This window comes from Pseudomonas sp. Root562, from assembly GCF_001427125.1.
Taxonomy (GTDB): Bacteria; Pseudomonadota; Gammaproteobacteria; order Pseudomonadales; family Pseudomonadaceae; genus Aquipseudomonas.
In genome coordinates this window covers 546,386-566,369 of sequence record NZ_LMGK01000025.1, presented here as the reverse complement: position 1 = coordinate 566,369, position 19,984 = coordinate 546,386, and the positions used below count along the sequence as shown (strand labels likewise).

General features: G+C 60.0%; 17 protein-coding genes. 11 read left to right on the top strand and 6 right to left on the bottom strand.

What is annotated here, in order from left to right; translation table 11 throughout:
- Positions 1-99 precede the first annotated feature (99 nt).
- The 4 genes from ASD60_RS26205 (at position 100) to ASD60_RS26190 (ending at position 4,842) form a co-directional block, all read left to right on the top strand.
- On the top strand, positions 100-669 hold the full coding sequence (locus tag ASD60_RS26205; RefSeq protein WP_056856763.1) for a YceI family protein: 570 nt from the start codon (positions 100-102) through the stop codon (positions 667-669).
- 101 nt (positions 670-770) lie between these two features.
- A complete protein-coding gene (locus ASD60_RS26200) occupies positions 771-1,280 on the top strand; it encodes a sigma-70 family RNA polymerase sigma factor (RefSeq protein WP_056856914.1) in 510 nt (169 codons plus the stop codon).
- 3 nt (positions 1,281-1,283) lie between these two features.
- On the top strand, positions 1,284-2,237 hold the full coding sequence (locus ASD60_RS26195) for a FecR domain-containing protein (RefSeq protein ID WP_056856762.1): 954 nt from the start codon (positions 1,284-1,286) through the stop codon (positions 2,235-2,237).
- 118 nt (positions 2,238-2,355) lie between these two features.
- Complete coding sequence (locus ASD60_RS26190) at positions 2,356-4,842, top strand: TonB-dependent siderophore receptor (protein WP_056856761.1); 2,487 nt, start codon at positions 2,356-2,358, stop codon at positions 4,840-4,842.
- 156 nt (positions 4,843-4,998) lie between these two features.
- On the opposite strand, the gene paoC is transcribed toward ASD60_RS26190, so the two are convergent.
- The 3 genes from paoC to paoA are packed head-to-tail and all read right to left on the bottom strand — an operon-like array spanning position 4,999 to position 8,767.
- Complete coding sequence (gene paoC, locus ASD60_RS26185; protein ID WP_056856760.1) at positions 4,999-7,194, bottom strand: aldehyde oxidoreductase molybdenum-binding subunit PaoC; 2,196 nt, start codon at positions 7,192-7,194, stop codon at positions 4,999-5,001.
- On the bottom strand, positions 7,191-8,147 hold the full coding sequence (locus tag ASD60_RS26180) for an FAD binding domain-containing protein (RefSeq protein WP_056856759.1): 957 nt from the start codon (positions 8,145-8,147) through the stop codon (positions 7,191-7,193). The genes paoC and ASD60_RS26180 overlap by 4 nt, the downstream gene beginning before the upstream one ends.
- Positions 8,144-8,767, bottom strand: coding sequence for an aldehyde dehydrogenase iron-sulfur subunit PaoA (paoA, locus tag ASD60_RS26175; RefSeq protein ID WP_056856758.1), 624 nt, complete (start codon positions 8,765-8,767; stop codon positions 8,144-8,146). The genes ASD60_RS26180 and paoA overlap by 4 nt, the downstream gene beginning before the upstream one ends.
- Positions 8,768-8,982: 215 nt before the next feature.
- Between paoA and ASD60_RS26170 the strand changes: the two genes are divergently transcribed.
- Entirely contained in the window at positions 8,983-9,705 is a 723-nt protein-coding gene (locus tag ASD60_RS26170) for a GNAT family N-acetyltransferase (protein WP_056856757.1), read from the top strand.
- Positions 9,706-10,205: 500 nt separating this feature from the next.
- Here the strand turns inward: ASD60_RS26170 and ASD60_RS26165 are convergent, their stop codons facing one another.
- Together ASD60_RS26165 and ASD60_RS26160 are read right to left on the bottom strand one after the other, a co-directional pair.
- Positions 10,206-11,336 carry a DmpA family aminopeptidase gene (locus tag ASD60_RS26165; protein ID WP_056856756.1) on the bottom strand — a complete coding sequence of 377 codons (1,131 nt, stop codon included), beginning with the start codon at positions 11,334-11,336 and terminating at the stop codon, positions 10,206-10,208.
- A gap of 47 nt (positions 11,337-11,383) precedes the next feature.
- The gene (locus ASD60_RS26160) at positions 11,384-12,487 is read right to left on the bottom strand and encodes an extracellular solute-binding protein (RefSeq protein WP_056856755.1); all 1,104 of its coding nucleotides are present in this window, start codon (positions 12,485-12,487) and stop codon (positions 11,384-11,386) included.
- Between the two features lie 110 nt (positions 12,488-12,597).
- On the opposite strand from ASD60_RS26160, the gene ASD60_RS26155 reads away from it, so the two are divergent.
- Positions 12,598-13,371: a helix-turn-helix transcriptional regulator gene (locus tag ASD60_RS26155; RefSeq protein ID WP_056856754.1), complete on the top strand. Its 774-nt coding sequence runs from the start codon at positions 12,598-12,600 to the stop codon at positions 13,369-13,371.
- 95 nt (positions 13,372-13,466) lie between these two features.
- Positions 13,467-16,256, top strand: coding sequence for an RHS repeat domain-containing protein (locus ASD60_RS26150; RefSeq protein WP_056856753.1), 2,790 nt, complete (start codon positions 13,467-13,469; stop codon positions 16,254-16,256).
- Positions 16,257-16,286: 30 nt separating this feature from the next.
- On the opposite strand, the gene ASD60_RS26145 is transcribed toward ASD60_RS26150, so the two are convergent.
- Positions 16,287-17,228, bottom strand: a complete 942-nt coding sequence (locus ASD60_RS26145) for a class I SAM-dependent methyltransferase (protein WP_056856752.1) — start codon at positions 17,226-17,228, stop codon at positions 16,287-16,289.
- A gap of 281 nt (positions 17,229-17,509) precedes the next feature.
- On the opposite strand from ASD60_RS26145, the gene ASD60_RS26140 reads away from it, so the two are divergent.
- The 4 genes from ASD60_RS26140 to ASD60_RS26125 all read left to right on the top strand — a co-directional run bounded on the left by ASD60_RS26140 (position 17,510) and on the right by ASD60_RS26125 (position 19,866).
- Positions 17,510-18,127: a cytochrome b/b6 domain-containing protein gene (locus ASD60_RS26140; protein WP_056856751.1), complete on the top strand. Its 618-nt coding sequence runs from the start codon at positions 17,510-17,512 to the stop codon at positions 18,125-18,127.
- Positions 18,124-18,909, top strand: a complete 786-nt coding sequence (locus ASD60_RS26135) for a molybdopterin-dependent oxidoreductase (protein ID WP_056856750.1) — start codon at positions 18,124-18,126, stop codon at positions 18,907-18,909. The genes ASD60_RS26140 and ASD60_RS26135 overlap by 4 nt, the downstream gene beginning before the upstream one ends.
- 49 nt (positions 18,910-18,958) lie before the next feature.
- Positions 18,959-19,225: a pentapeptide MXKDX repeat protein gene (locus tag ASD60_RS26130; protein WP_056856749.1), complete on the top strand. Its 267-nt coding sequence runs from the start codon at positions 18,959-18,961 to the stop codon at positions 19,223-19,225.
- A 233-nt stretch (positions 19,226-19,458) separates the two neighbouring features.
- Positions 19,459-19,866, top strand: coding sequence for a response regulator (locus ASD60_RS26125; RefSeq protein ID WP_056856748.1), 408 nt, complete (start codon positions 19,459-19,461; stop codon positions 19,864-19,866).
- Positions 19,867-19,984: the final 118 nt, after the last annotated feature.

Below are 19,984 nucleotides of genomic sequence, written 5' to 3'. Positions count from 1 at the left end.
GGGCTGCCTTTGAGGCAGCCCGTTTTTTGCGGTGGCATAAACGGTGGTTCTTTGCTTTAGTCCACCTACTGTCAGCTTACCCGCACCCCGGAAAGTCCCATGAGCTCTCGAGCATCACGTTTTATTGCATTGGCCTCCGTGCTTTTGTTCGGTGCGTTTCCTTGCGCCCATGCAGTCGAATACACCGACGTGAATCCCACGGCCAGTACCCTCAGTTTCACTTACAACCAAATGGGGTCACGGGTGTATGGCACCTTCAGCAAGTTCGTCGGGGTCCTCGATTTCGATACAACTCATCCCCAGGATGCACATGCGAAGTTGACCATTGACCTCGACAGTATTGAAGTGGATGACAGTGATGCCAGGACTGAACTTCCAAAGCCTGCCTGGTTCGACACGGCGACTTATCCGAAGGCAATCTTTGAGTCGACTCGGGTCAAAGACCTCGGCAGCAACCGTTATTTGATCGCCGGCAGACTTACTCTACGGGGGCTCACTCGAGAGGTGGAAGTGCCGGTGCTGCTGAAAGCGGAAAGTGCCGTTGGCATTTTTGATGGCGAGTTAACGCTCAAACGCAGTGACTTCAAGATCGGTGCGGGTGAATGGGCAGACAGCGTTGTTTCCAATGACATTTACATTCGTTTCCGGATAGTTGCCCCCGAGCGCTGAAGTGGGGTGAGTTTCACCAAACGTGGGAGGTCTTGCCAAAGCGTGTCGGCCTGGAAGAAAATGAGAGTCATTATCAAATAAATCTGTATCGGGCCTTTTTCATGTCCTCCGCCGACCACTCGCTGCAACACGCCGTGCATACGCTTTATGAGGATCACCACAGTTGGTTGTGTGGCTGGTTGCGCAAGCGGCTCGGCTGCAACCACAGCGCGGCAGATCTGGCCCAGGACACCTTCATTCGTGTGCTCACCCAACGCAAGACCCAGGAGCTACGCGAGCCGCGCGCCTACCTGAGCACCATCGCCCGTAGCCTGATGATCGACATGTTCCGTCGCCGGGCGCTGGAGCAGGCATATCTTGAAACCCTGGCCAACATCCCGGAGCCGGTGGCGGTTTCCCCGGAAACCCGTTCGCTGATCATCGAAACCCTGATGGAAATCGACCGTTTGCTCGACGGTCTGGGTGAGCGCACTCGAGAGATTTTCCTGCTGGCCCAGCTCGATGGCCTGAGCTATGTCGAGATCGGTCGACGTCTTAATGTCTCGGTGACCACGGTGAAGAAACACGCAGTCCGCGCCCTGACGCATTGCCTGTTGCTGATCGAGGACTGAACCGTGGCCCGTGCACAACCGCTGGATTTCGCCACCCTCGAAGCCGCTGCGCGCTGGTATGTCGACTTGCGCGGCGAGGGGCCGGACGATGGCTTGCGCGAAGCGCATCGGCGCTGGCTCGAGCGTGATCCTCGTCATGTGCAGGCGTGGGAGCGCCTCGCACGATTGCAGGACAAGCTCGGGCAGCTATCTCCCGCTGTCGCTCGCCCGACCCTGGCCAGCGCCCGGGCCAAACGCCGGGACGTGCTCAAGGTGTTGTCGATTCTGTTGATGGCGGGCGGCGCCGGGACACTGGCCTGGAATACCACGCCGCTGCCAACCTTGATGGCCGACCAGCGCACCGGTACCGGTGAACGTCGTCGGGTGCAACTGGACGATGGCAGCCAGTTGCAACTCAACACGGCGACGGCCGTGGACATCCGCTACAGCGCCCACTTGCGTGAAGTCCGTTTGCTGCAAGGCGAAATCCAGATCGAGACAGCGCGTGACGCATCGGCGCGGCCTTTTGTGGTTCATACCGCCGAAGGCAGCATCCGCGCACTGGGCACCCGTTTTGTCGTGCGGCATGACACAGCGCAAACACTGGTCAGTGTGCAGGAACATGCGGTCGAAGTGCGCAGCGCGGTTTTGTCCGGCCCGGCGGTACGCGTCGACGCCGGTCAGCAGGTGAGCTTTCGCCGCGATGCCGTCGACGCCGTGCAGCGAGCTAGCGCGCAATCCGATGCCTGGACCCGCGACATGCTGGTCGTCAATGACTGGCGCCTGGAAGACTTCGTCCGCGAACTGCAGCGCTATCGTCCGGGCCACTTGGGATGTGATCCGGCGGTGGCGGCACTGCGTATCTCTGGCGCTTTTCATCTGACCAGTACCGATACCATTCTGGACAACCTGACGTCGACCTTGCCCGTGCGCATTCGCCGGTTCAGCCGTTACTGGGCCAGTGTGGAGCCGGTCTGAGTGATTAACCGAAAAAAACTTGCCGGAGGGGTTATTGATTTTGATTCTCGTTCGACTTGGTAGTTAGAGGCGCATTTAGACGCTGCCATTGACTGCCACACGGGCGAAAGGAAACTGCATGACCCCTCGCAATTCCCCATTGAGCATTTCTGCAATTGAGCCAATTGTCAGACCCTTGAGTCGCGCCGTGCATGCCGCATTGCTCGGTATGGCGCTGGTCGTCCCGTTGGGCATGGCGATCGTGGCACAACCAGCGTGGGCGCAAACCAGCACTGAAGCCGAATTCGATATCCCGCCAGGTCCGCTGGGCGCGGCATTGACCCAGTTTGCCGGCACCGCCGGGGTGACCGTGTCGTTCGAGCCGGCCTCTGCCACTGGTCAGAGCACCGCGGGGCTGCAAGGGCGTTATTCGGTGGAGGCGGGGCTGAGTCAGTTGCTCGTCGGGAGCAAATTGCAGGCTGTGCGTCACGACAACGGCAGCTATTCGCTATTGCCGTTGGTGGGTGATGGCGCGGCGCTGCAACTGGGGGCCACCAGCATTTCCGGCGCTGTGGTGGAGTCCGCTTACGGCCCAGTGGACGGCTTCGTCGCGACCCGCAGTGCCACGGGCACCAAGACGGACACGCCGATTCTGGAAATCCCGCAGACCATCAACGTGGTCACCGCCGACCAGGTCGAAGCCCAGGGCGCCCGCAACCTGACCCAGGCATTGCGCTACACGCCGGGGGTGAACACGGGCGGTTACACCGACCGCAACTCGATTGCCGATGAAATCACCAGCCGGGGTTTCGCACCGACGCCGCTGTACTTCGATGGTGCATACATCCCTTACGCCGGCAGCCTCGGCGGCGCGCCGCAGATCGATCCCTATACCCTGGAGCGCATCGAAGTGCTCAAGGGGCCGTCGTCGGTACTCTATGGGCAGAACCAGCCCGGCGGGCTGATCAACATGGTCTCCAAGCGTCCGACCACCGAGCAGCGCAGCCAGATCAAACTGGGGGCGGGCAGTTACGACCGGGTCAACGGTGCCTTCGACACCAGCGGCCCGATCGACGAACAGAAACAGTTCACCTATCGCCTGATTGGCGTCGCCAACAAGGGTGGCGAACAAGTCGAGCACAACAGCAGTGAACGCATGCTGCTGGCGCCGAGCCTGACCTGGGCGCCAACCGAGGACACCTTCCTGACGGTGCTGGCGCAGGTCCAGCGCGATGACGGCGTGCCCGATTATCAGTCGCTGCCACGGATCGGTTCGCTCAACCGCGGCCCTGACGGCGAGAAAATCAATCGCGACTTTTTCTCCGGTGACACTGACTTCAACGATTACAAACGTGACCAGTACATCTTCGGATATGACTTCAGCCACAACTTCAGCGAAGACCTGAAATACCGCTCCACGGCGCGTTACACCGACGTGCGCGACCGCTACAAGGGCTTTTACCTGCGCAGTTTCGTCACTGATGCCGGCGTGACCGATTACACCCGGGCCAACCGCGCCAAGGTCGACTGGCACCAGCACAACATCGCTTGGACCGTCGATAACAACCTCGAATACACATTCAACACCGGTGCCCTGGAGCACACTACGCTGGCGGGGGTGGACTATCGGCATTTCACCCGCAAGTACGACGGCTACAACGCCAACAACGTGTTGCCGGTCAACCTGTATGGCAAGAACAACTACGACACCAGCAGCGTGACGCCAACGCTCACCACCCAATGGGACAACACCTTGCGCCAGACGGGTGTGTATCTGCAGGACCAGATCAAACTGGACCAGTGGATCCTGACCATCGGTGGCCGCCAGGACTGGGCGGAAATCGACAACAAGGATTTGCTGGCGTCGACCCGTGAATCCAAACGCGACAACAAGTTCACCGGGCGTGTCGGCCTGACCTATGTCACTGATTTCGGCCTGGCGCCCTATGTCAGCTATTCCGAGTCGTTCCTGCCGACAATAGGCACCGGGGCGCCTGAGCGTGGCGGCAAGGCCTTTGAGCCGACCGAGGGTCAGCAATACGAAGTGGGTGTGAAGTACCAGCCGTTCGAGCAGACCCTGATCACCGCATCGGTGTATGAGATCAAACAGAAGAACGTGCTGACCGGCGATGATGACTATCCGGAGTACATGTCCCAGGGCGGAGAGATGCGTTCGCGCGGCGTCGAACTGGAAGTCAAATCCAGCGTCGACAACGTCGATATCCTGGCCGCCGCCAGCTACATGGACTCGTTCTACACCAAGGACACCTGGGGCAACGAAGGCCACCGCAACGAAGCCCAATCGCCGGTTTCAGCGTCGATGTGGATCGACTATCACTTCACCCAGGCCACCCTCAATGGCCTGACCTTTGGCGCCGGCGCGCGCTACACCGGACGCAAGCCGGGGGATGCGGCCAACTCGTTCGACGTACCGTCCTGGGTCGTCTATGACGCTACCGTCAGCTATGACATGGGCAAACTCGACCCAAGCCTGCGTGGTTTGCAAACTCGCCTGAACGTGCAGAACATCTTCGACCGCGAGTACGTGTCGGACTGCAACTACTCGTTCGGTTGCTATTACGGGCAGGAGCGGGTGGCGTCGGTGGAGATGACTTACGACTTCTGATGTTCTTCGCTGCAACTGACTGTGGGAGTGTAGGAGCCGGCTTGCTGGCGATGGCGGTGTATCAGTCAACACAGATGTTGAATGTCAAGCCGCTATCGCCAGCAAGCCGGCTCCTACAGGAAAGGTGACCGCTGCGTTATTGTAAAAATGCAGCGCTCAAATCATCGGCGGCAGTTTGTCGAGCATCTTGTCGAGGGTGATCGGGTAGTCCCGGACGCGAATCCCCGTCGCGTTGTACACCGCATTGGCGATGGCTGCGCTGACTCCGCAGATGCCCAGTTCACCCACGCCCTTGGCTTTCATCGGCGATGAAACCGGATCGTCCTCCTCGAGGAAAATCACTTCCTGATGCGGGATGTCGGCGTGCACCGGCACTTCGTATCCGGCCAGGTCATGGTTGACGAAAAAGCCCAGGCGCTTGTCGACCGCCAGTTCTTCCATCAATGCCGCACCGACGCCCATGGTCATCGCACCGATCACCTGGCTGCGTGCCGAAGTCGGGTTGAGGATGCGCCCGGCAGCACAGACCGCGAGCATTCTCCGCACGCGGGTTTCGCCGGTGGCACTGTCGACGGCGACTTCAACGAAGTGCGCGCCGAACGTCGACTGCTGGAATATTTTACTCAGCTCGGCAAACTCGATCGAATCCTCGGCCACCAGTTCTCCGCCTCGCGCGGCCTCTTGAAGCGGCACACGTCTATCGCCGGTACTGACTTCGCCATCGGCGAATGTCGCCTCGTCCGGTTTCATGCCCAGGCGTTGCGCAACGGCTGCGCGAAGTTTTACGCACGCCGCGTAGACCCCTGACGTCGAACAGTTGCCACCGAACTGGCCACCGGACCCGGCCGACACCGGAAAGCTCGAATCGCCGAGGCGCACCAGCACTTTGTCGAGGGTGACACCCATCATTTCTGCCGCGGTCTGGGCAATGATCGTGTAGCTGCCGGTGCCGATATCGGTCATGTCGGTTTCGACGGTGACGATGCCTTGATCATTCAGGCGAACCCGGGCTCCGGACTTCACCAGCAGGTTGTTGCGAAAGGCGACGGCCATGCCCTGGCCGATCAACCAACGGCCCTCGCGTTGCGCGCCCGGCTGCGCCTGACGACTGCTCCAGCCGAAACGCTCGGTCCCCGTACGCAGGCATTCGATCAAGCGGCGCTGCGAGAAGGACCGTTGCGTGTTCACCGGGTCGACCTGGGTATCATTGAAAATGCGAAACTCGACCGGGTCGATCTTGAGCTTTTCCGCCATTTCGTCCATGGCGATTTCCAACGCCATCATTCCCGGCGCTTCGCCGGGTGCGCGCATGGCGTTGCCCTCCGGCAGGTTGAGGGTCGACAAACGCATGGACACCCGGCGGTTTTCCCCGGCATACAGCAATTGACTCGGCTGCGAAGCGCGCTCGACCTTGCCGCCCGGCAAGTCACCGGACCAGCCTTCGTGGGCCATGGCGGTGATCTTGCCGTCAGCTGTGGCGCCAATGCGGATGCGCTGAATGGTGGCGGGGCGGTGTGTGGAATTGTTGAACATCAGTGGCCGCGCGAGCGCGACTTTCACCGGCCGGCCGGCCAGTCGCGCACCGAGCGCCGCCAACACCGCGTCGCAGCGGATAAACAGCTTGCCGCCGAAACCGCCGCCGATGTACGGCGAGATCAACCGTACATTTTTTTTCGGTATGCCGAGGGTGGTGGCCAGATCGGTCACGGACCAGTCAATCATCTGATTGGAGGTCCATACGGTCAGTTTGTCGCCGTCCCACGCAGCCATCGAGGCGAAAGGTTCCATCATGGCGTGGGCCTGATCGGGGGTGGTGTAAGTGGCGTCCAGTTGCACCGGCGCGGCGGCGAAAGCCCCCTCGAAATCGCCATGCACGGTATCGGGCATTTCCTTGGTCTGTTTGGCCGAATCGCGGGTTGCCGCAAGATCGAACACGCCCTTGGCTCGCACATAGTCGACCTTGACCAATTCGGCGGCAGCCCGGGCCTGTTCGAAGGTCTGCGCCACGACCAACGCGACGGCCTGGTGGTAGTGCTCGATTTCAGGCCCACCGAGTAATTTGGCAGTGTTGTATTTGCCTTTGCCGAGCTTGCCGGCGTTGGCCGCCGTGACAATGGCCAACACTCCCGGCGCCGCTTGGGCAACCTCGAGGTCCATCGAGGCGATACGGCCCTTGGCGATGGCCGAACCGACCACCACGCCATACGCCTGATTCGGCACGGCGGTGTGATGCTCGTAGGCGTAGGGTGCCTGGCCAGTGGTTTTCAGTGGGCCTTCGATGCGCGTAGTGGCTTTGCCGATGACCTTCATCTGGTCGATCGGGTTGCTGGTGGCGGGCGTGTCGAATTTCATGCGTGCTCCTTCGCTTGGGCCATCACCGCAGCGAGCGTGCGCTCGACCAGGGTCAGCTTGAAGGCGTTTTCGTGGGTGGGTGTGGCGCCGGCGAGCAGCTTTTCGGTGAATGCTTTCGCGCCTTGGGGCATGACCGACTCCGCGCTCTCGACACGCCACGGCTTGTGCGCCACGCCACCCAGGGCGACGCGTCCGCTGCCGTTGCTCTGGATGATCGCGCCAACAGAAACGAGCGCAAACGCGTAGGACGACCGGTCCCTTACCTTGTGATAAATGTGGGTGCCGCCGATCGGCGCTGGCAGGGTGACAGCGGTGATCAATTCATTGGCCATCAGCGTGGTTTCGATGTTCGGTGTGGTGCCGGGCAATCGATGCAAATCGGCCAGGGGAATGACGCGGATAGTGCCGTCGGGTCTCACCGTCTCGACCTCGGCATCGAGCGCGCGCATGGCCACGGCCATGTCGCTGGGATGGGTGGCGATGCAGGCCTTGCTGACACCAATGATGCCCAGTTGCCGGCTGAAGCCGTCGATGGCCGCGCAGCCGCTGCCGGGCTGGCGCTTGTTGCAGGCCTGATGCGTGTCGTAGAAGTACGGACAGCGTGTGCGTTGCAACAGGTTGCCGCCAGTGGTGGCGACATTGCGCAGTTGCCCCGAAGCGCCGGCGAGCAGGGCGCGGGCAAGCAAGCCGTAATCTTCGCGCACCCGCGGATGGGCGGCGAGATCGGTGTTCCTCACCAGTGCTCCGATGCGCAAGCCACCCTCTGCCGTGACTTCGATGCGGTCGAGGCCGACATCGTTGACATCGATCAGATGCGTGGGGGTTTCGATGTCCAGTTTCATCAGATCCAGCAGATTGGTGCCACCGGCGATGAACCGCGCGTTACTGACCTGGGCTGCCAGCAATGCCGCTTGAGCCGGGGATTTGGCGCGCAAGTAGGTAAAGGGTCTCATGCGCTGGCCTCCGCGACTTCCGTGATCGCCTCGATGATGTTGGAGTACGCCCCGCAGCGACAGATGTTGCCGCTCATGCGTTCCTGGATTTCACTGGCGATCAGCTGGGGTGGTTTGGTGAGGCTGGGGCTGGCGTGACTGGGAATGCCGTCACGAATTTCTCCCAGCACCGCGACGGCGGAACAGATCTGCCCCGGCGTGCAGTATCCGCATTGGTAGCCGTCGTGCTTGATGAACGCGGCTTGCATGGGGTGCAGCTTTTGCGGCGTGCCGAGGCCTTCGATGGTGGTGATCTTCGAGCCTTCGTGCATGACAGCCAATGTCAGGCACGAATTGATCCGCCGGCCATCGGCGATCACCGTGCAGGCGCCACATTGGCCGTGGTCGCAGCCTTTTTTGCTGCCGGTCAGATGCAGGTTTTCCCGCAGGGCATCGAGCAGGGTCGTACGGGTGTCCAGGTCGAGGTTGCGTTGTTGGTCATTGACCCAGAACTTCACGGAGGCTTTGACCGGCCGCGCGGCATTGGCGGCGGATGCCTGCGCAGAAATGAACGGCGGCAGTGCCACGCTCGCCGCCGTCACTGCACCCACAATCAGAAATGTACGTCGGGAAATCGTCATCAGGTCTATTCCTTTGCGTAATTTGCGAGTGCAGTGCACTGCGGTACTTTTGCAGTTCACATCAACAAGAGTGACCATCGGATTCAGGAAAAGGTTTATGCGGTTTTCGGCTATAGACTCATGCGCTTAGTTCATGAATCCAGAAATGGCGCGGAACGGGTTAAGATGTCCACCCGCATCGAACGCTGCACACCGCCCCGGAGCCACCCCCCGCAATGCCCCAGATCACGCACTTCAAAACGTCGTGCCCCGAGCACATCAACAGCCAAATCCTGCAGATGGTGGTCGACAACCTGACCGACATCAGCATGGTCGCGATACCGCCGAGCAACCTGCTGTACAACGTCTATCAGTACGCGATCGGCTACGAGGTGCACCTGTATCTGGAAGCGTTGAACGGCGCGAAGGGCATTGATGTGGAGTTGATCGTCGCCACCGATCTTGACGATCCAGACCAAGTCATCGGCTTCTTGCTGTACTTGCCGGTCAAGGATGATCCCGACGCCTGCAGCGTGGCGTACATGGCGGTCCAGGCCGAACATCGGCGCCAGGGCATTGCGCGCCGGATGCTGCGGGAAATGGTCGGCCGTTATCCGCACGCCGAACTGACCTGCGCGGTGGCCAAGGTGCCGTACTTCGAAGCGATGGGTTTTCAGGTGATAGGCGTGCGCGCGACCCAGGTACTGATGAACACCCGTGACCATGGCAGCGACGGCTTGATGGCGCTGCTGGATGTGGCACCGATCTACAGCTCGCTGGAGGTGCGGCAGATTCATACGTATTTGCTGCAAAAACACGGCAAGCGGGCGATGGTCGATGCGGAAAAACAGCGCGACCGGCATCTGGATCAGCTGACGTTCAAGGCCAATGCGTTCGTGCGTGAGCGGTTGGGCGACGACGCAGTGCCTGCCAGCGGTCCACGGCTTCGCCTGGTCTGATCGAGCTCTCCAGGCATGACATAGCACTCTGTGGGAGCTGGCTTGCCAGCGATGGCGTCCTGACGGCCGACCAATCTCTGCCAGTTGCACTCCAACACCTGTAGGAGCACGGCTTGCCGGCGATGGCGTCCTTGAGATCGCCATCGCGAGCAAGCTTTGCTCCTACAGGGGATCTTTATTGGTCAAAAATCCCGATCACACCGGGATCCACAGTGGGAGCTGGCTTGCCAGCGATGACTGAGTATCGGCCGACACATTCATTGACTGACTCACCGCCATCGCTGGCAAGCCAGCTCCCACAGGGTAAAGTGGTGATTCTGGAGGTAAAAAAAGAGCCTCAAAGCTCTTTGATGGGGAGGAAGTAGAGCCATTGAGGCTCAAGATGCGCATGAAGCAAGCAGTGAGCTTGTAGGGGTTCAGTGCACTCACCGCTTACGCAACGGCTTGTTGAGCAAACAAGCGGCTGCGTAAGTTCATCCTAGAAAGACCAAGTGTTTCACTCAAGTACCACTAGTCGCGTCCCCCGGCCACCCGGCCCGACGCAGTGCTTGCAGCAACGTTTCGGCATCCAGCCCCGGCACCGCGTGACCATTGCCTTCGGCGGTTTCGGCGGCCAGTACGGCATTGATGATGGCTTCTTCCACGGCTTCGGTCGCGGCCAGGAACAGCTCGCTGATGTGGTCGTTGTTGACCATGCACAGACCATCAGTGGTGGCGGCTTTTTTACGCTCGTACGCCGCCGGGGGCACGTGCTGGTTGCCGGTGGCGAAGGCGATGAAGATGTCGCCACTGTGGTCTTCATTGCCGCCGCCGGTGCGGGCAAGGCCGAGGCTGGCACGCTGCGCCAGCCGAGTGCACTGGTGCGGCAGCAACGGCGCATCGGTGGCCAGGCAGACGACGATAGAACCCATGCCCGGATGCGGCAACGCGGCCTTGAGAAACGGCGAGTCGACCTGATCCATGTAGCGCCCGACCGGGTAGCCATCGACGCGCAATTCCTGCCGGATGCCGTGGTTGGCCTGCACGATGGCACCCACCGTCCAGCCACCCTGGGCATCGCTCAGGCGCCGCGAGGCGGTGCCGATGCCCCCCTTGAATTCGTGGCAGATCATGCCGCTGCCACCGCCGACATTGCCTTCTGTCACAGGGCCGCTCTTGGCACTGCGCACGGCTTCGGCGACGTGCTCGGGTTTCACGTGAAAGCCGTTGATGTCGTTGAGCAAACCGTCATAGGTTTCCAGCACCACCGGCATGTTCCAGTAGAGCCTGCCGTCGTCCGGTTGCTGCTCACGGTCCACGGCGATCAGCGCATCGCGCACCACGCCCAGGCTATGGGTGTTGGTGAAGGCGATCGGGCTGGTCAGCAAACCGGCCTCGCGGATCCATTCAAGCCCCGTGGCGTCGCCATTGCCATTGAGCACATGGACCCCGGCGAAACACGGTTGCTGGCTGGTGGAACCGGCACGCGGTTCAATCACGGTTACCCCGGTGAGGATGTCGCGACCCTTGGCGGTGCGTCCTCGCACATTGCTGTGGCCGACCCGTACACCGGGCACGTCGGTAATGGCGTTGAGCGGGCCGGGTTGCAGTTGGCCGAATCGAATGTTCAGGTCGCGGGCACGTGGTTTCATCGGTTTTCTCATCTTCAGAAGTCGCGGGTGGAAAGGTGGGGCGTGGGTTATTGACCGTTCTTGACCTTGCTCCAGATCCGCGTCCGTACCCGTTCGGTAGCCGGCGGCAAAGGTTGCAGAGTGAACAAAGTGGCCAGGGCTGCGGCTGACGGGTAGACCGCAGGGTTGTTGCGGGTCGCCTCAGCCACCAGCGCCGTGGCATTGCGGTTGCCATTGGGGTAGTTGAGGTGATTGCTGACCGGGGCGATGACCTCGGCGCGTATCAGGTAATCGATGAAAGCCAACCCTTGTTGTGGATGCGGCGCGTCCTTGAGCAACACCAGCGTGTCGAACCACACCGGCGCGCCTTCCTTGGGCAAGCTGTAGGCGATCTTCACGCCGTTGCCGGCTTGCTCGGCGGTCGCCTTGGCTTCCAGCATCGCGCCGGACCAACCGACCGCAACACAGATGTTGCCGTTGGACAGATCACTGATGAATTTCGACGAATTGAAGTAGGCGATATGCGGGCGCAGTTTGAGCAGCAACGCTTCGGCCTTCTTGTAATCCTCGGGGTTGGTGCTGTTGGGCGGCAGGCCAAGGTAGTGCAGGGCGACCGGGAGCATTTCCGACGGCGAGTCGAGCATCGCCACGCCGCATTCGCCGAGTTTGGCCAGGTTTTCTTCCTTGAACACCAGGTCCCAGGAATCCACCGGCGCTTTGTCGCCAAGTACCGCCCGCACTTTGTCGATGTTGTAGCCGATGCCGTTGGTGCCCCACAGATACGGCACGGCGTACTGGTTACCCGGATCGTTGTGGGCCAGTTTCGCCAGCAGGTCGCTGTCCATGTTCTTGAAATCAGGCATATCAGCGCGGGGCAGCGGCGCCAGGGCACCGGCCTTGATCAGCGTTGGCAGGCTGAAGTTGCTGGCCACCACCACGTCGTAGCCACTGCGGCTGGTCAACAGTTTGCCTTCGAGCACTTCGGCGCTGTCGAAGGTGTCGTAGACGGGCTGGATACCGGTGTCACGCTTGAAGTCATGCAGGGTGTTCGGGCCGATGTAGTCATACCAGTTGTAGACGTGAACGGTTGGGGCCTCGGCCGCCACCGCCGACAGCGAAACCGCCAGACAGGCGCCAAACCCCAGATTGAAATACGAGCGATGACCACTCATGATGCGGCACTCCTGGCCTGCTGCGGCCGGTGATGTTCAGGAGCTTGCAGGGTATCGACGGGGCTGGCCGTTACCCATTCCCATCATGGGTTACTCGAAAGGGGTAGGGCGTGGACGCGTTGTTGAAAGAGTTGCCGCTGCACCAAGGGCTGGCGCGCGTGTTTGCCACGTTGGGCGAGGAAGGGTTCTGGCGTGCGCTGGTCGACACCCTGCGCCTGCTGGTGCCGCTGGACAACGCCCTGGTCGCGGTGATGAGGCCGGGTCGGGTACCGCGCCTGCTCATTGATTTCGACGCCAAAGGCAGCGGCGAGGAGCACGAAGACCTGGCAGATTACAGCGCCGGCATGTACTTGCTCGACCCGTTCTATCAAGCGGCCTGTGCCGGCATTGCCGACGGCTTGCACAGCCTCGAATCGGTGGCCCCGGACCAGTTCCAACACAGCGAGTATTACTTGAGCTACTTCCGCTCGGTGGTCGGCGGCGACGAGTTGCAGTTCATGGTCAACGTCGATGGCGCGGTGCTGGGCCTTTCTCTCGGGCGCTCGACACGCTTCAGCCTCGAAGAGCAGGGCCGTCTGTTGTGCGTGCGCGACTGGGTGCTGGCCGCCATGCGCCGACACCTGCGATTGCTGCCGCCGGAAGGACCAGTCGCCGAGGCCGTGGCCGGAGATCTGGCAACGCTGCTCGATCGCTTCGATGCGCGCCTGTCAGTGCGCGAGATCGAAACCGCGCGGCTGATCCTCCAGGGCTTCTCCAGCAAGGCCATCGCCCAGCAGATGGGCATTTCACCCGAGACAGTGAAGGTGCATCGGCGCAACCTTTATCACAAGCTCAATGTGAACGGGCATGGGGAGTTGTTCGCTTTGGTGCTAAATCCGCGATAGCGATTTACACGCGCTTACCTGTTACTTTTTACAGTATCGATCTAATCAAAAAAGGCTCAGTCTTTCCTCGACCAGTGCGAAGGACTTTCGATGCCGTGAACGCTCATCACCACTTCGCCACGCCGACCCTGTCGGTCATCGATCCGCGCACGCTGGCAATCCGCAGCGTGGGTTTTTGCCGTCATCCCGACAGCCCAGTCAGCGATCCACGTATCACCCGGCAACGCTTCGATGTAGCGGGGCGCTTGGTTGAATCATGGGACCCGCGTTTGTGGGACGCGGCGCCAAAGCCGAACCTGGCGACGATCTATGGTTTGAGCGGTCGGCCATTGCTGGCGGACAGCGTCGATGCGGGTTGGCAGTTGAGCTTGTTGGATCAGGGTGGTTCACTCTGTTCATTCTGGGATGCACGGGGCAGTCAGCGTCACACTGAGTTTGATGATCAGCGACGCCCGATTTGCGTCACTGAGCAAACTGCCGGCGACGATTCGCGTGTGGTGGAACGCTTGAGCTATGGCGGCGCAGAGCTCGGGTACGCCGTGCAAAACCAGTGCGGTCAGTTGATTCGCCATGACCATCCGGCAGGCACACAACGGTTGGCGGGCTACGGGCTTGCCGGTGCAGTGCTGATTGAAGAGCAACGCTTGCTCCTTGAACTGGAACCCCCCGACTGGCCGTTGGAGCTTGATGCCCGGGACGAATATCTGGAAGCGCAATCGTTCATCACTCGTCAGGCTTTCAATCCGGCAGGTGAACTCAAGCGACAGGTCGATGCGATGGGCAACGTTCGCAGTTTTACTTACGACGTGGCAGGCCAGTTGAGTGAGGTCTGGTTGCAAATGGCCGGCGAAGCGAGTGCAGCGCAATGTCTGGTCAGTGGCATCCGCTACAACGCCCAGGATCAGGTCGAAAGCGAAATCGCCGGTAACGGGGTGGTGACTCACGTCGAGTACGCGGCCGATGATGGACGGTTGGTCAGGTTGGTGGCGGGGATCGCCAATCAAAAACCGCTGCAGGACCTGAACTATCGCCACGATGCGGGAAACAATATTGTCGAACTGGAAGACAGATCCCGGCCGGTGAGCCATTTCAACAGTCAGCGTATCGAGCCGATCAGTCGCTACCGTTACGATACTCTGTATCAACTGGTCGAAGCCCGAGGCTGGGAAGTCAGCCAGCCCAGCCATGGACCTGCGTTGCCAGCGCTGTTGCCTACACCACTGGATCCCACTCAACGACGCAACTACTGCCAGCGTTTCGACTACGACCGCGGCGGCAACTTGATCACCCGCCACCACAGCGACGCCCCCGGGTTCTCGATGTTTACCTCGGCGCGCAGCAACCGCAGTATCGCGCAACGGGACGACGGTTCATTGCCGGGCGAGCCGGACATCGCTTTGGGTTTCGATGCCGGTGGTAATCAACATGAGCTGCAACGCGGCCAGGCGATGGTTTGGGGCAGTCGCAACCAACTGAGCCGCGTGACGTTGGTCAAACGCGAAGCCGAACCTGATGACTACGAATGCTACGACTATGACCGCCCGGGTCATCGTGTGCGCAAAACCGGATTCGCGCGCCGCAGTGGCCGCACCCAGCGCTGCGAGGCGCGTTACCTTCCCGGCCTGGAAATCCACCGCCAAGCCGAGGGTGAAGAGCATCACGTGATCAGCGTCGAAGCTGGACGCAGCAATGTACGGGTGCTGCACTGGCCCGAAGGCGCGCACAGAGACCAGTTGCGATACAGCGTCAGCGATCACCTCGGCTCCAGCACTTTGGAGCTGGATGAACAGGCAGGATTGCTGACCCAGGAACACTATTACCCCTTTGGCGGTACGGCGTGCTGGGCGGGGAGAAGTGCGCTAGTGGCGAAGTACAAGACTATTCGTTATTCGGGCAAGGAGCGGGATGCGACAGGGTTGTATTACTACGGGCATCGGTATTACGCCCCGTGGTTGCAGCGGTGGCTAAGTCCGGATCCAGCGGGGACGGTGGATGGCCTCAATGTTTATAAGATAGTCGGAAATAATCCTCTCGGCTTTTACGACTGGCAAGGCACGATAAAAATTCCGGTGGGCATTTTTATTACCGACATCGTCAACGCTCTCGCGAAGAGCATTGGTACGGGGTGGTTCGAAGAGCTAACGTGGGATGAGCACAAAAGTGAGTTCAAGAGTACCGGGGCGGTTTATGGTCGAGGGCTGAAAGTATACGAGCAGGAACGTTCCGTGTTTACACCCTCCACGGACGGGCACGCGATTGCCATGTTTCGTGATCAGGACCGTAAGCTTCGTCTTTTTGCGAACATGTATTTTCAGCACATGGGTATTCAACCCGGCATGGGGTTGCCAGAGTTTGCCGGTTTGTTGAAGATTGACGAGCAGGACCCTTCAAAACTCATCATTAACAACCACTCCGGCCACTATAAACCCGAATCTTCAATTGACGCGGAAGCGATGATTCGTGAGATTGCCCCGCGACAAAGCTCAGTGAGCTATGTCCCTATTCCTGAAAGCCCGTCTTTCGATTCGACGCTCAGGATAGGTTCAATTAGCTCGCCCGAGGAGTACTCGCAGCTTGTAAATACCTACAAATCGAACTTCAAAGGCTTGATTGTCTATTTGAAAGAACAAGGTGTCTGGGAAGCTGCCAAAGGCCTTTTGGGTGACAATGAAGGCGTCAATATCATCTTCAAAATGGAGGCTTCAGGGTTGGAGGCCCACGAAATCCGTGCAAAAGAAGCTCATGACAAAGAAGCCCAATTGAAGAGTAAGCAACAGTCGAGCCCAACTCGACGAGCCTTCCGGGGCGCTGTCGCTGCGGCGCTGCCACCGACTCACAGAGAGAACAAGAAGTCGTCGTTTGTAAAAAGGCTGTTTGGCAAGTAATGAAAGAGAAGCGGTGTCGCAGTACCGCGTTTATTCATCCAACTTAAACACTAACGCCTTCAACCCAGCCTCAACATCCGCATCGGGAAACTCCGGCGGGTTCTCCAGGCGTTGTTCAAAGCGCAGGCTCGGCGCCTCGCGCGTCACGCCGTCGATGAGGAAATCGGCACCGAATGCCGGGTCGTTCATGCAGGCCAGCACCGTGCCGTTTTCAGTCAGCAGTTCCGGCAATCGGCGCAGCACCCGCTGATAATCCTTGGTCAGCAGGAAACTGCCTTTCTGGAACGACGGCGGGTCGATGATCACCAGGTCGTACGGGCCTTTGCCGATCACCTTGCCCCAGGACTTGAACAGGTCGTGGCCGAGGAACGTCACCTGGCTCAGGTCATGGCCATTGAGCCGGTGATTGTCGCGGCCACGGCTCAGCGCCGGGCTGGACATGTCGAGGTTGACCACGTGCGTCGCACCGCCTTCGATGGCCGCCACCGAGAAGCCGCAGGTGTAGGCGAACAGGTTCAGTATGCGTTTGCCGCCGGCATTGGCCCGTACCCAATCGCGGCCATAGCGCATGTCGAGGAACAGCCCGGTGTTCTGCTTGCGGCCCAGGTCCACCCGGTACTTCAAGCCACCTTCGGTGATGGTCATTTCTTCGATGACATCGCCCAGTAGCCATTCGGTGGTGCTTTGCAGCAGGTAGCGGTGCTGCAGCAACAACGTGTGCGCCCCGGATTGTGTCCACTGCGGTGATTGGGTGATTGCCATCAGCCGTTGCTTCAAGTCCTCCAGTTGCGCCGCTTCCGGCTCCTTGAACAGTGCCACCAGCACCACGCCTTGCAGCCAGTCCACGGTCACCTGCTCCAGCCCCGGCCAGCAGCGGCCACGGCCGTGGAACAGCCGCCGGGTTTCGGCGGGAGGCGTGGCCAGTGCCGTCAGCAAGTGGTCGTGGAGGATGGAGAGGGCGTCTGCGTTCATGGGTCTGGGTCGGCAAGTTGCGGGGGGCGGCATTTAACCATAGTTGCGCGTTCGGCGGGCTACCACCGCCCCCTGTAGGAGCGAGCCTGCTCGCGATAACGGTTTCAGATTCAACATCAATGTCGGCTGACTTGATGCCATCGCGAGCAGGCTCGCTCCTACAGGGTTTTGGGTGGCTGTGAGTGAGCAGTTATCACATTAAATTTAACTTTGCGTGAGGATTTGGCGATCTTCCGGCTCCCATACTCGGCTCCAACGAACAACCACATCGGGAGCCGGACATGTCGCAGTCATCTGCCTCACCCAAGGCCAGTCATCCACGCTGGCTGCGCCTGACCCATTGGCTCAACGCCCTGGCGGTGTTGGTGATGGTCACCAGTGGTTGGCGCATCTACAACGCCTCGCCGCTCTACGATTTCAGTTTTCCCACGTCGATCACCCTCGGCGGCTGGCTCGGTGGGGCGCTTCAGTGGCACTTCGCGGCGATGTGGTTCCTGGCGATCAACGGCCTCGTCTACCTGCTCATCAATGTCTTCAGTGGTCGCTTGAAACGGCGCTTTTTCCCGGTTTCGCCCAATGGTGTGCTGCGCGACTTGTCGGCGGCACTGCGCGGAAAACTCGGGCATGCCGACCTCAGTCATTACAACCAGGTGCAACGGTTTGCGTATTTGTTCGTGATTATCGACATCACCCTGCTGGTGCTCTCCGGGCTGGTGTTGTGGAAGTCGGTGCAGTTCCCGCTGCTGCGTGAATTGCTGTGGGGTTACGAAGGGGCGCGCCGTGTGCATTTCTTCGCCATGGCGCTGTTAGTGGCATTCGTTGCGGTGCATCTGGTGATGGTCGCGCTGGTACCTAAAACGCTGTTGGCCATGATCGTTGGCCGCAAGGAGCACGTATGAAAAAGCGTATTCAGGTCCCCGGGCTGGATGAGGCTTCGATCCTCGCGGATGCCCGCAAAATCCTTGCACCACAGATTGAAGACCGCTCGCGTCGCTCGTTCCTCTTGCGTGGCCTGACCCTTGGTGGCGTGGCGATGTTGTCGGGTTGCAACATCACCGACAACGACGGCGTCGAGACGGCGTTGTCATCGATGTCGCGCTTCAACGACCGGGTGCAGGGCTGGCTGTTCAACCCCAACGCCATGGCCCCGACCTATCCGGCGTCGATGATCACCCGGCCATTTCCGTTCAATGCGTTCTACGGCATCGACGAAGCACCGACGGTGGAGGAGGAGAGCTATCGTCTGGAAGTCACCGGACGGGTCGCCGACAAGCGCAGCTGGCGCCTCGAAGAGCTGCGCGCCATGGCCCAGACCGAGCAGATCACCCGGCACATCTGCGTTGAAGGCTGGAGCGCGATCGGCCGTTGGGGTGGCGTACGCTTCAGCGACTTCCTCAAGCGCATCGGCGCCGACACCGACGCCAAATACGTCGGCTTCAAATGCGCCGACGACTACTACACCAGCATCGACATGGCCACCGCACTGCATGCGCAAACCCTGTTGGCGCTGACGTACGACGGCGCGGTGCTGCCGCGCGAATACGGCTTCCCGATGAAGCTGCGCATGCCCACCAAGCTTGGCTACAAGAACCCCAAACACATTCAGGCGATTTTCGTCAGCAACACCTACAGCGGCGGCTACTGGGAAGACCAGGGCTACAACTGGTTCGGTGGCAGCTGATGAACCCCCGCAACCTACCCATCAAACCTGTGCTTCAAGGAGTTTCATCATGAAAAAGCTGACCACCGTTGTTCTGTCTTTGTGCCTGGCCGTCGGCGCCGCCAGTGTTTTTGCTGCTGACACCATGAGCAAAGACAGCATGAGCAAGGATTCGATGTCCAAGGATGCAATGTCCAAAGACGCGATGAAGAAAGATTCAATGTCCAAGGACGCGATGAAGAAAGACACGATGTCCAGGGATTCCATGAGCAAGGACGGCATGAAAAAAGACGCCATGTCCAAAGACGCCATGAAAAAGGACGTCATGTCACAGTAATCCCAAAAATCCCGTGCCCCTGTAGGAGCTGAGCTTGCTCGCGATGGCGGTGTATCAGTCAACCTGTAATGGCTGACACAGCGCCATCGCGAGCGGGCTCAGCGCCTGCAGGAAGCATGAATTCGTCGCCTGACTGTATCAAAAATGAATTTCCGCCGAGTCCGCTGCTCCTACTTGTAGGTAGCGGATTCAAGCCCGCGAAATCATAGGTGCAATCAGGGAGCAGCAAGGTCATGAGTCGAGTAACGACAGCGGGCGGATATCTTCCTGAGGGGTTGATCCTGGTGGTTGAGGACGACCCGTTGATCCTGGAATTTCTCTGCGAAATTCTGCAGGACGAAGGCTTTGTGGTGGAACCGCAGATCAGTGCCGATGCGGCTGCGGCGTATCTGGAGCAGCATGCCGCGCAGGTCAGGTTGTTGCTCACGGACATCACCATGCCCGGCAAACTCAATGGTGCAGACCTGGCCAATCAGTTTGGCGATCGCTGGCCGGACAAACCGATCATGATCATGTCCGGCTATGAAACCCCGGAAAGCTCCGGCGTCCGGCATGAGGTGACATTCATCAAGAAACCCTGGGCGTTGGGGCAACTGCTCGATTGTGTGCAAGGGGCCTTGAAATCACGCCCTGCCTTGTAGGGGCTGGGGCAGGCTGCGATCTTTTGATTCTGCTTTTTCAGGATCAAAAGATCGCAGCCTGCGCCAGTTCCTGTGGGGATCGTGTAAATTGGCGCAAATGTCCGCTGAGATAGGAAGG

Bases quoted from the DNA above. Each gene is read 5' to 3' on its own strand.
- ASD60_RS26205 (WP_056856763.1), top strand. From the start codon at position 100: ATGAGCTCTCGAGCATCACGTTTTATTGCATTGGCCTCCGTGCTTTTG.
- ASD60_RS26200 (WP_056856914.1), top strand. From the start codon at position 771: ATGTCCTCCGCCGACCACTCGCTGCAACACGCCGTGCATACGCTTTAT.
- ASD60_RS26190 (WP_056856761.1), top strand. From the start codon at position 2,356: ATGACCCCTCGCAATTCCCCATTGAGCATTTCTGCAATTGAGCCAATT.
- paoC (WP_056856760.1), bottom strand. From the start codon at position 7,194: ATGAAATTCGACACGCCCGCCACCAGCAACCCGATCGACCAGATGAAG.
- ASD60_RS26180 (WP_056856759.1), bottom strand. From the start codon at position 8,147: ATGAGACCCTTTACCTACTTGCGCGCCAAATCCCCGGCTCAAGCGGCA.
- paoA (WP_056856758.1), bottom strand. From the start codon at position 8,767: ATGACGATTTCCCGACGTACATTTCTGATTGTGGGTGCAGTGACGGCG.
- ASD60_RS26170 (WP_056856757.1), top strand. From the start codon at position 8,983: ATGCCCCAGATCACGCACTTCAAAACGTCGTGCCCCGAGCACATCAAC.
- ASD60_RS26165 (WP_056856756.1), bottom strand. From the start codon at position 11,336: ATGAAACCACGTGCCCGCGACCTGAACATTCGATTCGGCCAACTGCAA.
- ASD60_RS26160 (WP_056856755.1), bottom strand. From the start codon at position 12,487: ATGAGTGGTCATCGCTCGTATTTCAATCTGGGGTTTGGCGCCTGTCTG.
- ASD60_RS26145 (WP_056856752.1), bottom strand. From the start codon at position 17,228: ATGAACGCAGACGCCCTCTCCATCCTCCACGACCACTTGCTGACGGCA.
- ASD60_RS26140 (WP_056856751.1), top strand. From the start codon at position 17,510: ATGTCGCAGTCATCTGCCTCACCCAAGGCCAGTCATCCACGCTGGCTG.
- ASD60_RS26135 (WP_056856750.1), top strand. From the start codon at position 18,124: ATGAAAAAGCGTATTCAGGTCCCCGGGCTGGATGAGGCTTCGATCCTC.
- ASD60_RS26130 (WP_056856749.1), top strand. From the start codon at position 18,959: ATGAAAAAGCTGACCACCGTTGTTCTGTCTTTGTGCCTGGCCGTCGGC.
- ASD60_RS26125 (WP_056856748.1), top strand. From the start codon at position 19,459: ATGAGTCGAGTAACGACAGCGGGCGGATATCTTCCTGAGGGGTTGATC.